11 protein-coding genes are annotated in these 13,258 nt (G+C 70.3%); 5 read left to right on the forward strand and 6 right to left on the reverse strand.

What is annotated here, in order from left to right:
- Positions 1-260: 260 nt before the first annotated feature.
- Positions 261-662 carry a helix-turn-helix transcriptional regulator gene (locus D473_RS0116195; protein WP_017610105.1) on the reverse strand — a complete coding sequence of 134 codons (402 nt, stop codon included), beginning with the start codon at positions 660-662 and terminating at the stop codon, positions 261-263.
- A 108-nt stretch (positions 663-770) separates the two neighbouring features.
- On the opposite strand from D473_RS0116195, the gene D473_RS0116200 reads away from it, so the two are divergent.
- Positions 771-1,304: a DinB family protein gene (locus D473_RS0116200; protein WP_017610106.1), complete on the forward strand. Its 534-nt coding sequence runs from the start codon at positions 771-773 to the stop codon at positions 1,302-1,304.
- Between the two features lie 72 nt (positions 1,305-1,376).
- On the opposite strand, the gene pcrA is transcribed toward D473_RS0116200, so the two are convergent.
- On the reverse strand, positions 1,377-3,692 hold the full coding sequence (pcrA, locus tag D473_RS0116205; protein ID WP_017610107.1) for a DNA helicase PcrA: 2,316 nt from the start codon (positions 3,690-3,692) through the stop codon (positions 1,377-1,379).
- A 159-nt stretch (positions 3,693-3,851) separates the two neighbouring features.
- Here pcrA and D473_RS0116210 point away from each other — a divergent pair, with 159 nt between their 5' ends.
- On the forward strand, positions 3,852-4,781 hold the full coding sequence (locus D473_RS0116210; RefSeq protein WP_026127024.1) for a nucleoside hydrolase: 930 nt from the start codon (positions 3,852-3,854) through the stop codon (positions 4,779-4,781).
- A 114-nt stretch (positions 4,782-4,895) separates the two neighbouring features.
- On the opposite strand, the gene D473_RS0116215 is transcribed toward D473_RS0116210, so the two are convergent.
- Together D473_RS0116215 and D473_RS0116220 are read right to left on the reverse strand one after the other, a co-directional pair.
- Positions 4,896-5,567 carry a response regulator gene (locus D473_RS0116215; RefSeq protein ID WP_017610109.1) on the reverse strand — a complete coding sequence of 224 codons (672 nt, stop codon included), beginning with the start codon at positions 5,565-5,567 and terminating at the stop codon, positions 4,896-4,898.
- Positions 5,568-5,634: 67 nt separating this feature from the next.
- On the reverse strand, positions 5,635-6,837 hold the full coding sequence (locus D473_RS0116220; RefSeq protein ID WP_026127025.1) for an ATP-binding protein: 1,203 nt from the start codon (positions 6,835-6,837) through the stop codon (positions 5,635-5,637).
- 236 nt (positions 6,838-7,073) lie between these two features.
- Between D473_RS0116220 and D473_RS0116225 the strand changes: the two genes are divergently transcribed.
- A complete protein-coding gene (locus D473_RS0116225; protein ID WP_017610111.1) occupies positions 7,074-8,429 on the forward strand; it encodes a PspC domain-containing protein in 1,356 nt (451 codons plus the stop codon).
- The gene (locus tag D473_RS0116230) at positions 8,410-8,649 is read left to right on the forward strand and encodes a hypothetical protein (protein ID WP_026127026.1); all 240 of its coding nucleotides are present in this window, start codon (positions 8,410-8,412) and stop codon (positions 8,647-8,649) included. The genes D473_RS0116225 and D473_RS0116230 overlap by 20 nt, the downstream gene beginning before the upstream one ends.
- 370 nt (positions 8,650-9,019) lie before the next feature.
- Here the strand turns inward: D473_RS0116230 and rsmA are convergent, their stop codons facing one another.
- Positions 9,020-9,898: a 16S rRNA (adenine(1518)-N(6)/adenine(1519)-N(6))-dimethyltransferase RsmA gene (gene rsmA, locus D473_RS0116235; protein ID WP_017610113.1), complete on the reverse strand. Its 879-nt coding sequence runs from the start codon at positions 9,896-9,898 to the stop codon at positions 9,020-9,022.
- A gap of 121 nt (positions 9,899-10,019) precedes the next feature.
- Entirely contained in the window at positions 10,020-11,189 is a 1,170-nt protein-coding gene (locus tag D473_RS0116240) for a resuscitation-promoting factor (protein WP_051043099.1), read from the reverse strand.
- A gap of 214 nt (positions 11,190-11,403) precedes the next feature.
- On the opposite strand from D473_RS0116240, the gene D473_RS0116250 reads away from it, so the two are divergent.
- Positions 11,404-12,510, forward strand: a complete 1,107-nt coding sequence (locus D473_RS0116250; RefSeq protein ID WP_017610115.1) for a CaiB/BaiF CoA transferase family protein — start codon at positions 11,404-11,406, stop codon at positions 12,508-12,510.
- Positions 12,511-13,258 lie beyond the last annotated feature (748 nt).

Here is a 13,258-nt window from a genome sequence, read left to right on the forward strand (position 1 = left end):
CCCGAGCAGTGCTCAGGACGGTGAAACCAGAAGAAAGGGATGAACCGGCACGCTCACGGGAGTCCGCGTTCGTTTCGCTCGGTCTTCTTCCACTATACCCCCGCCGTACGAGTGCTCGTGACGCTTTCGGGAGGGCCCGTCCGTGGCGTGGTCTACACCGGGTCGGACACCCGCCTCACGAAGCTTCGGGGCTCACGTACGCCGCGTCCTCAGTGCATGACGAAGCATCCGGATCCGGTGTAACAGGGTCCCTCCCGTCGTTATTCCCGGGTGTCGATGTCGCCGGCGAGAAGGTCCACGAGTTTGGCGAAGGCCGACTGTGCGGTCGCGGACGTGAAGGGCCCCACGGCAACGAGTGCGGAGAGCAGGGCCGAGACCTCCCCCGGGGTGAAGGTCTGCGCAGGGACCGCCGTGCGCGCGGCCAGGCGGTATCCGCCGCCGGGCCCGGAGGCCACCGTGAGGGGGATCCCGGCCTCGCGGAGCCGGGCGAGGTCGCGTTCCACGGTGCGTGTGCTCACCCCGAGTCGCTCGGCCAACTGCCGTGCCGTCGTCACCTGGGGATCACGCACGCGCAGGTTCTCGATCAGGGCGTGCTGGCGTTCGACCAGGGGCACGACCTGGTGTGCCTGGATCACAGGGCCGACGGCTTCCGACTCGTTCACGCGAGGAGCATGACACGTCAACGGCCCCTGTTCGACCGTCACAGCCGTGTCGGTCATACCCGTGCAGGATCGAAGGGACAGAAGACACACAGGAGACGGAGCACCCTCATGACATGGACCCGTGAACTCATCGAACAGCTCGACTTCTACTGGGACCACAGCTTGATGCCCCGGTTGGAGGGCCTCACCGACGACGAGTTCCTGTGGGAACCCGTGGAAGGGTGTTGGAGCGTGCGTTCCCAGGACGACGGCACGGGGATGATCGATTGGTCGTACCCGGTCCCGGAACCGCCGCCGTTCACCACCATCGCCTGGCGCCTGTCGCACATCGCGGTCCTGATCTTCGGGATCCGGGCGAGCGCACACTTCGGGGACGGCTCGCTGACCCTGGAGACCGCGGAGTGGCCACTGACCGCCGCCGAGGGGTTGGAGTCGCTGCGCCGCTACCACTCCGAGTGGCGCGAAGGCCTGGCCACGCTCGACGACGATTCGATGCGCGTGCCGGTCGGTGAGGCGGAAGGACCGTGGGCCGAGTACCCGATGTCCGCGCTCGTGCTCCACCTCAACCGCGAGGTGGCCCACCACGGCGGGGAGATCGCACTGTTGCGCGACCTCTACCGCGACGGTTTCCGGCGCGGCTGAACACCGTCGGCGCGTTCGAAACCACGACGGCGGCCCCGCGTCAGCAGTACAGGCCGGTCGGGGCCGCCCGGATCACAGCTTCTGGATCGGGGCGTACTTGACCATGAGGTCCTTCTCCCCGATGTCGGCCCCGAAGTCGATGCGGGCCTTGGTCTTGTCCCCGCCTCCCTCGACGAGCTCCACCCGGCCCATCCCGAAGGAGTCGTGGTTGACGAGATCGCCCACGCTCAGGCTCGGGGCCTGGGCCGCGGAGCCGCGCGAACGGCCGCCGCCCGGCCCCCCACCGAAGCCGGAGGAACCGAAACCGCCGCCGATTCCGCGGCTGGGCGGCGCGGCGAGTGCGGACCCCTCCCGCTTCCACTCCACGTGCTGCGAAGGGATCTCGTCGATGAAGCGCGAGGCCGGGTTGTAGGACGGGGTCCCCCAAGCGCTGCGTACCGCGGCGCGACTGACGTAGAGCAGCCGCTGGGCACGGGTGAGCCCCACGTAGGCCAGACGCCGTTCCTCCTCCAGCTGCTGTTTGTCACCGAGGGTGCGGTTGTGCGGGAAGACACCGTCCTCGAGCCCCGTCAGGAACACGACGGGAAACTCCAGCCCCTTGGCGGCGTGCAGTGTCATCAGTGTGACCACGCCCCCCTCGTCGTCCTCCTCCGGGATCTGGTCGGTGTCGGCGACCAGGGCGATGCGCTCGAGGAAGTCGACGAGGGTGGGCTCGCCCGGGTCGGTGCCGGCTTCCTCCTCGTCGTCCTCGGGGGGTTCCTCCTCGACGAGCGCGGCGAAGGTGCTCTCGAACTCGCGGGCGACGTCGACGAACTCCTCGAGGTTCTCCACCCGCGTCTCGTCCTGGATGTCCTTGGAACCGGCGAGTTCGGACAGGTAACCGGTCTTGTCCAGCACGGCCTCGACGACCTCGGCGGGGGTGCTGTCGGGCACGACCGCGGCGAGTTCGCCGAGCAGGGCCACGAAGTCACGGACGGCATTGGCGGAACGCTTGGCGATACCGGGCACCTCGTCGACGCGGCGCAGGGCCTGGGCGAAGGTGGCGCGTTCCCGGGCGGCGAAGAGCTCGACCGCTTCCTCCGCGCGTGCGCCGATGCCGCGCTTGGGCACGTTGAGGATACGCCGCAGGCTCACGGTGTCCTCGGGGTTGGCGAGCACCCGCAGGTAGGCGAGGACGTCGCGGATCTCCTTGCGCTCGTAGAAGCGCACTCCGCCGACGATCTTGTAGGGCAGCCCGGTGCGGATGAAGACGTCCTCGAAGACCCGGGACTGGGCGTTGGTCCGGTAGAAGATCGCGACCTGGGACGGGGTGGCCACGCCCTCGTCGGTGAGCCTGTCGATCTCGCCGGCGACGTAGGCGGCCTCGTCGTGTTCGTTGTCGGCCACGTACCCGACGAGCGGGACGCCCTCCCCCTGCTGCGACCACAGGTTCTTCGGAGGCCGGCCCTCGTTGCGTTCGATGACGGAGTTGGCGGCCGACAGGATCGTCTGGGTGGAGCGGTAGTTCTGCTCCAGCAGGATCGTGCGCGCGTCGGGGAAGTCGCGCTCGAACTCCAGGATGTTGCGGATCGTGGCGCCGCGGAAGGCGTAGATGGACTGGTCGGCGTCGCCCACCACGCACAGTTCCGAGGGCGCCACCGTGCTGCTGTCGGGGTCCTCGGTGCTTCCGGCGAGTTCGCGCACGAGCGTGTACTGGGCGTGGTTGGTGTCCTGGTACTCGTCGACGAGCACGTGGCGGAACCGGCGCCGGTAGTACTCGGCGACGTCGGGGAACATCTGCAACAGGTTGACGGTGACCATGATGAGGTCGTCGAAGTCGGCGGCGCCGGCCTGGTGCAGGCGGGTCTGGTAGAGGCGGTAGGCCTCGGCGAGCTTCTTCTCCTGGTCGTTCTGCGCCTGACCGGCGAAGGTGTCGTAGTCGATGAGCTCGTTCTTGAGGTTGGAGACCTGCGCCGAGAAGGAGCGGGGCGGGTAGCGCTTCGGGTCCAGGTCGAGTTCCTTGCAGACGAGCTGCATGAGCCGCTGGGAGTCGGCGGAGTCGTAGATGGTGAAGCTGCTCGGGTATCCCAGGCGGTGCCCCTCGCGGCGCAGGATGCGCACACACGCGGCGTGGAAGGTCATCGTCCACATCGTGTTGGCGGCGCGGGCGCCGAGGAGGGCCTGGATGCGCTCCTTCATCTCGGCCGCCGCCTTGTTGGTGAACGTGATCGCGAGGATCTCACCGGGCCGTACCCCGCGTTCGGCCATGAGGTAGGCGATGCGGTGGGTGAGGACACGGGTCTTGCCCGAGCCGGCACCGGCCACGATGAGGAGTGGGCTTCCACTGTGCGTGACGGCGTCGCGCTGGGGACCGTTCAGACCTTCGAGAAGCTGTTCTTGGGACGACACGCCCCCCAGGTTACGGGCGCCCGGGGACGTTCGGGGCCGGTGCACCGTCCGTACGGAGCACCGGGGCCGTGGTGACGATCGCCTCGGTGTCCGCTTTAGGCTGGTTCGGTCCGGGTCCCTGTGCGGGACCGCAGCCATGTCTACGGGGGTTCCTTCACCATGCGTGTGTTCGTCGACTGTGATCCGGGGATCGACGACGCGGTCGCGATCGCCTACCTGGCGGCCCGGCCGGAGGTGGAGATCGCGGGGGTCGGCGCGGTCTTCGGCAACAACACCGTCGAGGTCACCGCCGACAACGCGCTGCGCTTGCTGGAGCTGTACGGACGTCCCGACGTACCGGTGGCCGTGGGCGCCTCGCGTCCGCTCGTGCAGGAACCGCGTCTGGCACCGCACGTGCACGGAGCGAACGGCCTCGGCGACGTGGAACTGCCCGAACCGGCACGCAAAACCGTGGTGGAGTCGGCGCCGGAACTCCTGGTACGGCTGGCACGGGAGAACCCCGGTGAGCTGGACGTGCTCGCGGTCGGGCCGCTCACCAACCTGGCGGTGGCGTCGGGCCTGGAGCCGAAGCTGCCGCAGCTCGTCCGCAAGCTCGTGGTCATGGGCGGCGCGGTGGGTGTGCCGGGCAACGTCGGTCCGCACGCCGAGGCCAACATCGTCAACGATCCCGAGTCGGCCGAGAGCGTCCTGGGCGCCGGTTTCGACCTGGACCTGGTCGCGTTGGACGTGACGATGGAGACGGTCGCCTCCCCCGAGTGGCTGGCGGAGCTGGCGGAGACACCCGGGGAGAAGGCACGGCTCACGTCGGCCTTCCTCGACTTCTACGCGGGTTTCTACAACGGGATCTTCGGCGCGCACCAGTGTGCGATGCACGACCCGCTGGCTGCGGCCGTCCTGGCCGACCCGCTTCTGGTCACGGGGGCCTTCGAGGCGCCGCTGCGGGTGGAGACCACCGGCACTCTGACACGCGGTATGACCGTGGCCGACCGGCGTCCGGTGCCCGGCCGGGACGACCGCCGACCGGCTCGGGTCATCACGTCGGTGGCCGACACCGAGTTCCTGCGGCGGATGCTCGACGCATTGCGTTGAAACACGGCAGACGCGTGTGCCCCCGCGATGGGTCTCCTGCCCGCTTCCCCACCGATACGGCCGCGCCCGCTTCCTCGCAGAGGGAAGCGGGCGCGGCCGTGTCCGGGGACCGGGTCAGACGAGGCGGCGCGCGGTCGCCCAGCGGCTGAGTTCGTGCCGATTGGAGAGCTGGAGCTTGCGCAGCACCGACGAGACGTGGGTCTCCACGGTCTTGACGGAGATGAACAGTTCCTTGCCGACCTCCTTGTACGCGTATCCCCGAGCGATATGGCGCAGGACCTCGCGCTCACGCTGGGTGAGGCGGTCCAGTTCGGGGTCGACCGGCGGGGCGTCGGTCGCCGAGAACGCGTCGAGGACGAACCCGGCGAGACGGGGCGAGAAGACCGCGTCGCCGTCGGCGACCCGCACGATCGCGTTGGTGAGTTCGCGGCCGGAGATGGTCTTGGTGACGTAGCCCCGGGCGCCCCCGCGCACGATCCCGATGACGTCCTCGGCCGCGTCGGAGACCGACAGCGCCAGGAAACGGATCTGCGGGTGCCGGCTCAGGACCCGTCGGAGCACCTCGACCCCGCCGCCCCCGGGCAGGTGGACGTCCAGGAGTACCAGGTCGGGCTGTTTCTCACCGATGACGTGCACCGCTCCGTCGACGTCGCCGGCCTCTCCGACGACCTCCACGCCGTTGCCGAGTTCGCCGCGGACCCCGCTGCGGAAGAGGCGGTGGTCGTCCACGATCACGACACGGGGCACCGCGTCGCCTTCACTGAAGCTGGTCTTGTCATCGTCCACACTGCGGACCCTACCCACAGGAGCGCAGCACACGGTTCCAGCTGTCCGGTTCCGGTCGCCTCGGGGTTCAGAACTGCGGGATGCGTGGCATACGGAGCTGGACCTCGGTGCCTTCCCCCGGGGCGGTGCGCACTCGGGCGGTACCGCCGTGGCGTTCCATACGGCCGAGGATGGAGCCGCGCACACCCATGCGGTCCTCGGGCATCTCCTCCAGTTCGAAACCGACACCGCGGTCGCGCACGAACACCAGGACTTCCCCCTCCTCGACCTCGCCGAAGACGGAGATGGCGTCGGCATCGGCGTACTTGGAGGCGTTGACCATGGCCTCGCGGGCGGCCCGGAGCACAGCGCCGAGACCGTCGTCGATGTCGCAGTCGCCGACACACACCACCTCGATGGGCACACCGTGTTCTTCCTCGACCTCGGCAGCGACCCGTTCCAGGCCGGGGCGGACCGTGGTCTCGGCGTCGGCGGGGCGCCGGTAGAGCCAGCTACGCAGGGCACGTTCCTGGACGCGGGCCAGGCGCTGGACCTCGCGGGGATCCTCGGCGCGGCGCTGGATCAGGGTGAGAGTGTGCAGGACTGAGTCGTGGATGTGGGCGGCGAGTTCGGCGCGTTCGGCGTTGCGGATGCGTTCCCGGCGCTCCTCGTCGCGTTCGCGTACCAGGCCGATGACCCAGGGGGCGGCGACCAGACCGATCCCGGCGATGATGGTGAAGGCGAAGGTGAGGCCGGCGCGGGCGTTCTGGAGTTGTTCCTGGAAGACGAGGAAGCCGATGACGCCCACGACGATGAGGAGCACACCCGCTCCGGCCCGCATGAGGGCCTTGCGCCCCACCGGGACGACGTTGGTGCTCATCCACTCGTCGCGTTGGGCGGGGTTGGCCTGCTGCCAGAGGATGACGGCGCCCAGGGTCCCGAAGACCATGAACCACAAGAGCGGGTCGAAGACACCCCCGAACAGCAGGAACAGGAGCCCGAGGCCGAGGGCCAGGGCGGTGTAGGCGATGAGCTGGGAGACCTCACGGCCCTTGCGCTGGTGGTCGGGGCCCGCCTCCCCGCCCTCCGCTGTCTCCTCCTCGGGCACGAAGAAGTACAGGGCGAGGTAGATCGGTACACCGACACCGCCGATGGACAAGGCCATGAACGCCAGCCGGACCACGACGGGGTCCACCGCGAGGTGCCGGGCCAACCCGGAGGCCACCCCCACCAGAAGTCTGCCGTGCACCGCGCGGGTGTACCGCGGAGTGTCCGTGGGCGCTTGTGCCACCGCCCGATCACCGCTTCCGTCGTCGTCCTTGGTCCGGCGCGCCCCGCGCGGACCGGGCCTGCCACCCAAGGATGCACGGTTCGGGCGCCACCGGTCATCGGGGCACGGCCCTGGCCGGCCCGTGGGGCAGGTCAGGGACACGGTCAGGGTCGTCCCCGATGTGTGTGGGAGCGGTGTCGGGCGAGGATGGAACGGTGCCACCGAGGGAAGACGGTGCTGCCGGGAAGGAAGGCGACATGGTTGACGGCGCGAGGCCGGGGGCGCCCGAGGACGGGGGGCCGCCGGGCCCGTCCGCCGGGCGCACGCCGGAGCTGCGCAAGGGCGAGGACCGTGTGCTCACGGGTGTGTGCTCGGGGTTGGGCGCCTACACGGGTGTGGACCCCGTGGTGTGGCGGGCCGCCTTCGTGTTGACGGCGTTCGCCGGAGCGTCGGGGCTCCTGCTCTACATCGCGGCGTGGATGCTCATGCGCGACACCGGGGGCGGGCCTTCGACACTGGAGCAGATGTTGAACCGGGCGTTCCCGTCGGCGGCCGTCATCAAGCTGTTGGCGCTGGGGTTGGCGTTGGCGACGGCGATGAGCCTGGTCGGCGGGTTCGGTTGGGGGACGATGGTCCTGGCGACCCCGCTGATCATCGGTCTGCTGGCGGCGCGCAACCGGGGGGTGGACCTGCGGGCGACCTTCCTGGGGTTGCGCGGGGAGATGCGCCGGACCGGACCCGCACCGTCGGTTCCGGCCCCCGAACCGTCGCCGTCCTACTACAACCCGGCCCAGCCGTGGGCCTCGGCCTCATCGGGGCCGGTCGACCTGGCGGTGGTCTCGGAGCGTTCCGGACACGGCTCGGAGTCCGAGGAGGTGGAAGAGCCGCAGGAGGACGAGGGGGCCGACGGTGCCGTGCCGGAGCAGTGCGCGAAGGGGTTCCCGTTGGCGTCGGCCGTGTGGTGGTCGATGCTCGCGGCCGTGGTCCTCGCTCCGATGCTCTTCTTCGGGTGGGGGTCGCAGGTCTGGAGCGGGGAGACCGCGCGGCTGCTCATCGGACCGGACACGGGGGTCTTCTTCGTGGCGGGGGCCCTCACGCTCGTGGGGGTCCTCGCGGTCGTGGGCGCTTGGTGGGGCAACACGTCCGGGCTGTGGTTCCTGGGGGTGCTGCTGACCCTGTTGGCGGTGACGGCGTCGGTGGCCGACCTGACCCGGATCGGATCCGCCACGTGGGAGCCGCGCACCGCCGCCGAGTTGGAGGAGGGCGACCATCGGGTGACCTTGGGCAGCGGGGTCATGGATCTGCGGATGTTGCACGGTCTGGAGCCGGGTGAGGCGGTGGACGTGACGATGGCCGTCAACGGACACACCGAGGTGCTCCTGCCCGAGCACGCACGGGTGGTGCTCACCACACGTGTCGGGCTCGGAGGTGTCGAGGAGGACGGGGAGCAGGGGCCTTCCGGCGCCGGAGTGGAGTTCGACCGTGTCTACGAACCCGTCGAGGAGGCCGTCGAGGAAGCGGACGGTGACACTGCCGAGCCGCCGGTGATCAATCTGAGGACCGAGTCCTACGTCGGGCACGTGGAGGTGCAGCATGGCCGTTCGGGGAACTGACTGGGGATCGGTGGTCGCCGGGCTGCTGTTCGTGGGCCTGGCGGTGGCCTTCGTCCTGCGCGGGACCGGTGACTGGTCCTTCAGCGTGTGGTGGGTACTGCCGGTGCTCGTGGTGGGCCTGTCCCTGGCCGCGGTGGCCCGTCGGCTGTCGCGGCGCACCGCCGCGGCAGAGACCGGCAGGGTCACGGAAACCGACGACGGGACGGCGCCGAAGGACTGAGCCGGAGCACCGGGCCGGCGGGGACACGGACGGCCATCGAGCGCGTGGACGAGGAGCGGCGTTCGGTGGCCGTCCCTCGCGTGTACGGTCCGACCGTTCAGCGGATTCCTTCGCGGTAGACAGGCGGGAAGGCCTGGCGGGCCGGTGCAGGGGGCGGCCGGCGTGCGCGGTACGGGAAGGGCCCCGGCCTTGCCGGATCGTTGCCGGTACTGCTGTGACAGCACCGACGACAGTCGGGCGGAGACGAACCTCCGCCTCGCGGTCACTCTCGGCACCGAGGACGACCGCGAAGCGCGCCCGCACCCGCCTGCACCGCCGAACACGCCCACCCGAGCGCCCCGACCGAGAACAACCACCCCGGACGAGAAGCTCAGGACGGACGGTGCTCGGCGATGGCCGCGAACTGCTCCACGGTGAGGGATTCGCCGCGCGCACGGGGGTCGACCCCGGCGGCGCGCAGGGCCTGCTCTGCAGCGGGCGCGGACCCGGCCCATCCCGCGAGGGCGGCGCGCAGGGTCTTGCGGCGCTGAGCGAAGGCGGCGTCGATGGCCGTGAAGACCTCCTCCCGAGTGGCGGAGGTCGCGGGTTCGGGACGGCGGAGCAGCTCGACGAGGCCGGAGTCGACGTTGGGTGCGGGCCAGAAGACACTGCGCCCCACGGTCCCAGCGCGGCGTGCGGAGGCGTACCAGGCGACCTTGGCCGAGGGCACTCCGTAGATACGGCCGCCGGGCTGCGCGGTGATGCGATCGGCGACCTCGGACTGGACCATCACGAGGACCCTCCGGACGCCGGGCAGAAGTTCGAGCAGGTGGAGCAGGACCGGCACGGAGACGTTGTAGGGCAGGTTGGCCACCAGGGCGGTGGGCTCGGGCCCGGGGAGTTCCTGCACGCGCATGGCGTCGGCGGGAACGACGGTGAGCCGGTCGGTGAGGTCGGGGGCGTGGTCGGCGACGGTGCCGGGGAGGGCCTCGGCCAGGGTGGGGTCGACCTCGATGGCGGTCACGTGGCGTACGTGCGGGAGGAGGGCGAGGGTGAGCGATCCGAGCCCTGGTCCGACCTCGACGACCACGTCCTCCCCGGTGACGCCGGCCACGCGCACGATGCGGCGGACGGTGCCGTGGTCGATGACGAAGTTCTGGCCCAGGGTCTTGGTGGGCCGGACACCGAACCGCTCGGCGAGGGTGCGCACATCGGCGGGTGTGAGCAGGCGGGAGCGGTCGGCGGGATCGGGTTCGGGTGTCTGTGTCACCCCATCATCCTGCCATCCCCGCGGGACCGCCCCCGGGCGGTGGCTCCGGCGGTGACGCCCGCGCCCCGCCGGGGCGCGCGGCCCGTGCGCACGTGCAGGACGCGGGCACGGGCCGCGCGGGTCACTCGTGCAGGTGGACCCCGCACTCCGGCCACTGGCTCTGCCAGTTGCCGCCGACGTCGTTGTAGAGCTGCTGGGCCCGCTGGGTCTGCTCGCCCGGGGGAGCCTCGGACGGCAGACCGGTACCGCCCACGGACTGCCAGGTCTGCTCGCTGAACTGGTAGAGGCCGTAGTAACCGCCTGCGGAGTTGACGGCGGTCGGGTCGCCGCCGGACTCGCATTCGGCCAGGCCGGCCCAGTTGAGGTCGCCCGCGGCTCCACCGCCCTCGGGCGCGGTGCCCTCTTCCTCTTCCTCCTGCGTACCGACCTTGACGAGGCCCTCGACGGGTTCGGTGACGATCTCCTCGTCGAGCTCGCGCTCGCGCTCCTCGCCGTTGTGGAGGATCGTCGCAGTCGTGACCTCCTTGACGCCGTCCTCGGCCTCGGTGACGACCTCGCGCTCACCCGCGGGCAGGTCGGGGTCCTCCTCCTCGACCTCCTCGGCCTCGATGGGGATCTCTTCGACCTCGGGCTCGCCCAGGACGGGGGTGATGTCGACGACCATCCCGTCGGTGGCGGGCTCGTCGGGTTTCGGGGAGACGATGTCGTGCTCGCCCGGTTCCACACCGGCGGCGTCGAGGACGTCCTGGACGGTCTCGCCGGTGGTGCGTGTCTCGGTACGCACGGTGTCGTACATGACGCTCATCCGGGGCGCACGTTCGGCGGTGACGTCCAGCCCGTCCTCGGGGATCTCGGTCTCGGGGGCCTCGGACAGCTCGACGCCCTCGAGGTCCAGGCCGAGCTGGGGCAGGCCCTCCTCGAGGGTGGCCGCGTGCACGCCGCCGGAGACCTCGTGTCCGTCGATCTCGACGGTCAGGTCGCGCAGGGAACGCACGACGACGTGGTCCCCGGAGCCGATCTCGGTGTCCAGCGAGGGCGCGATGGCGTCGTCCTCCCCGAGGGTGATGTCGGCGGCGTCGAGGACGTCCTGGACGGTACCGCCGAAGGTGTGCACGGTCTGCTGTTCACCATCGGTGTCGAGGGTGACACTGTCGTCCATGGCGTAGGCGGTTCCACCGCCCACGGCGACCAGGGCCAGGGCGGCACCGGCGGCGACGAGCACCGCTGGTCTGATGCGCCGTCCGCGGCGCGTGCTGCCTCGGCGGCGAGCAGAGGTACGGGTTCCGGACATGACAGGAGTTGCCCTTCCGAGGGACTGGAGCGACAAAAGTGTCTGGCGCGGGTCAACGCCTCACTGCGATTGCACATTAACACCCTTACCGAAACGCCTCGAGATGTCAGCCGAAACTCGACACCGAAGCTGCAGCACGCACGGGCGAAGTGACGGGCGCCGTACAGAGGCGGCACAATGAAACCGAGTCACGTTCTACTCAAGGAGAGCGCCCATGGGCACGGGCCCCCTGCACGGAATCCGCGTCGTCGAGTTCACCGGGATCGGTCCCGCACCCATGGCCGGGATGCTCCTGGCCGACCTGGGTGCGAGCGTCATCCGCCTCGACCGCCCCGCGGCCGCGGACGCCATGAACGACGGTGCACCCGGACCGCACATGAGCGAGGGCCGGACCGTCATGGCGGCCGACCTGAAGTCCGAGGAGGGCATAGCCCTGGCCCACGACCTCGTCTCCCGCGCCGATGTCCTCCTCGAAGGGTTCCGGCCCGGGGTCATGGAACGCCGCGGACTGGGCCCCGAGGACGCCCTCGAGCTCAACCCGCGCCTGGTCTACGCGCGTGTGACCGGGTGGGGCCAGGACGGGCCGCTCGCCCACACCGCCGGCCACGACATGAACTACGTCTCCCTCAACGGGGCCCTGCACTCGATCGGCCGCCGCGACCAGGCCCCCGTCCCCCCTGTCAACCTGCTCGGGGACTTCGCGGGCGGCACCATGTTCGTGGTCACCGGCGTGCTCAGTGCCCTCCTCGAGCGCCAGACCTCCGGCCGCGGCCAGGTGGTGGACGCCGCCATGGTCGACGGCAGTTCCCTCCTTCTGTCGATGATGCTCGAGGACCGCCACCGGGGGAACTGGTCCGACGAGCGCGGCACCAACTACCTCGACACCGGCGCCCCTTGGTACGACGTCTACGAGTGCGCCGACGAGCGCCACGTATCGGTGGGCTGCATCGAGCCGCAGTTCTACGCCGCTTTCCTCGAGGGAGCGGGCCTGGCCGAGGAGGACCTGCCCGACCAGTGGGACCGTGAGGGCTGGCCGGCCCTGCGGGCCCGCTTCGCCGAGGTCCTGCGCACCCGCACCCGCGACGCATGGGCCGAGGTCTTCGACGGCACCGACGCCTGTGTGATGCCGGTCCTCTCTCCCGAGGAGGCCCCCGACCACCCGCACGTGGCCGCCCGCGGCAGTCTCACGCGCGAGGAGGACGGACGGCTCGTCGCCGGAACCGCGCCGCGCTTCGACCGCACCCCCGGCCGGGTCACCCGCGGCCGGGAACAGCCCGACACCTCCAGGACCCTGAAGGAATGGGGCATCGACCCGTCCTGAGCGGATCAGTGCCGAAAACGCCGCTTTCCCCCGTGGGAAAGGGCCGAGGCACTACCCTGAACCGCCGAAACAGCGGAGCACGAGGGGGCCGGGGGCATGATCGCCCTCGTACCCGGGACGGCGGTCCCACGCTGTCAGCGGGCGTGGACGCCGCGGGAGAGCGACGAAGGTCCCGTTCCGGCCGCCGCTATCCAGAAGGCCTGAGGCCAGTCACATCGTCCACGGGGAACGGAACGGCACGGCCACGACCATGCGTCACTCACGTCACGAAACGGCCACATCGCTGTGGTACAGTCCGGGGCTGGACGGTTCTCTCGGCCGCATGAAACGGTACCCGGTACCATGGAAGAGCGGCCGTCGACCCACCATCCCCGGACCCGCACGGCAGGCACCCGCCGACCATCGGGACCCCCATCCGGCCATGGAAGGGGAATGCCCGCCCCCACGGGAGGGTTCTGGATTCTCAAGAGGCAAGGAACCGTCCGGTCCCGGCACACCGCGGACCGGTTCACCCGCCGAGACCGCCGATGGAGCTTCCACACGGAGCGGGACGTTCGACGGACGGCCGTGTTTTCCCAGACAGACCAGGAGACAACAGCGTTCCGTCCCCGACCCCGGCCCGGGCCACCACGCGAGGAACCTCATGAACCGACAGCTTGGCCTTCCCGGAAACACTCCGAAAGCAACGGCCGACACGCACGCCTGGAGCGGTGTTCTACCGCCCACTCCGACCCATCGGGTGCGTCCT

Source organism: Nocardiopsis xinjiangensis YIM 90004 (assembly GCF_000341145.1).
Classification (GTDB): Bacteria; Actinomycetota; Actinomycetes; order Streptosporangiales; family Streptosporangiaceae; genus Nocardiopsis; species Nocardiopsis xinjiangensis.

Bases quoted from the DNA above. Each gene is read 5' to 3' on its own strand.
- D473_RS0116250 (WP_017610115.1), top strand. From the start codon at position 11,404: ATGGGCACGGGCCCCCTGCACGGAATCCGCGTCGTCGAGTTCACCGGG.
- D473_RS0116210 (WP_026127024.1), top strand. From the start codon at position 3,852: ATGCGTGTGTTCGTCGACTGTGATCCGGGGATCGACGACGCGGTCGCG.
- D473_RS0116200 (WP_017610106.1), top strand. From the start codon at position 771: ATGACATGGACCCGTGAACTCATCGAACAGCTCGACTTCTACTGGGAC.
- D473_RS0116230 (WP_026127026.1), top strand. From the start codon at position 8,410: ATGGCCGTTCGGGGAACTGACTGGGGATCGGTGGTCGCCGGGCTGCTG.
- D473_RS0116240 (WP_051043099.1), bottom strand. From the start codon at position 11,189: ATGTCCGGAACCCGTACCTCTGCTCGCCGCCGAGGCAGCACGCGCCGC.
- D473_RS0116225 (WP_017610111.1), top strand. From the start codon at position 7,074: ATGGTTGACGGCGCGAGGCCGGGGGCGCCCGAGGACGGGGGGCCGCCG.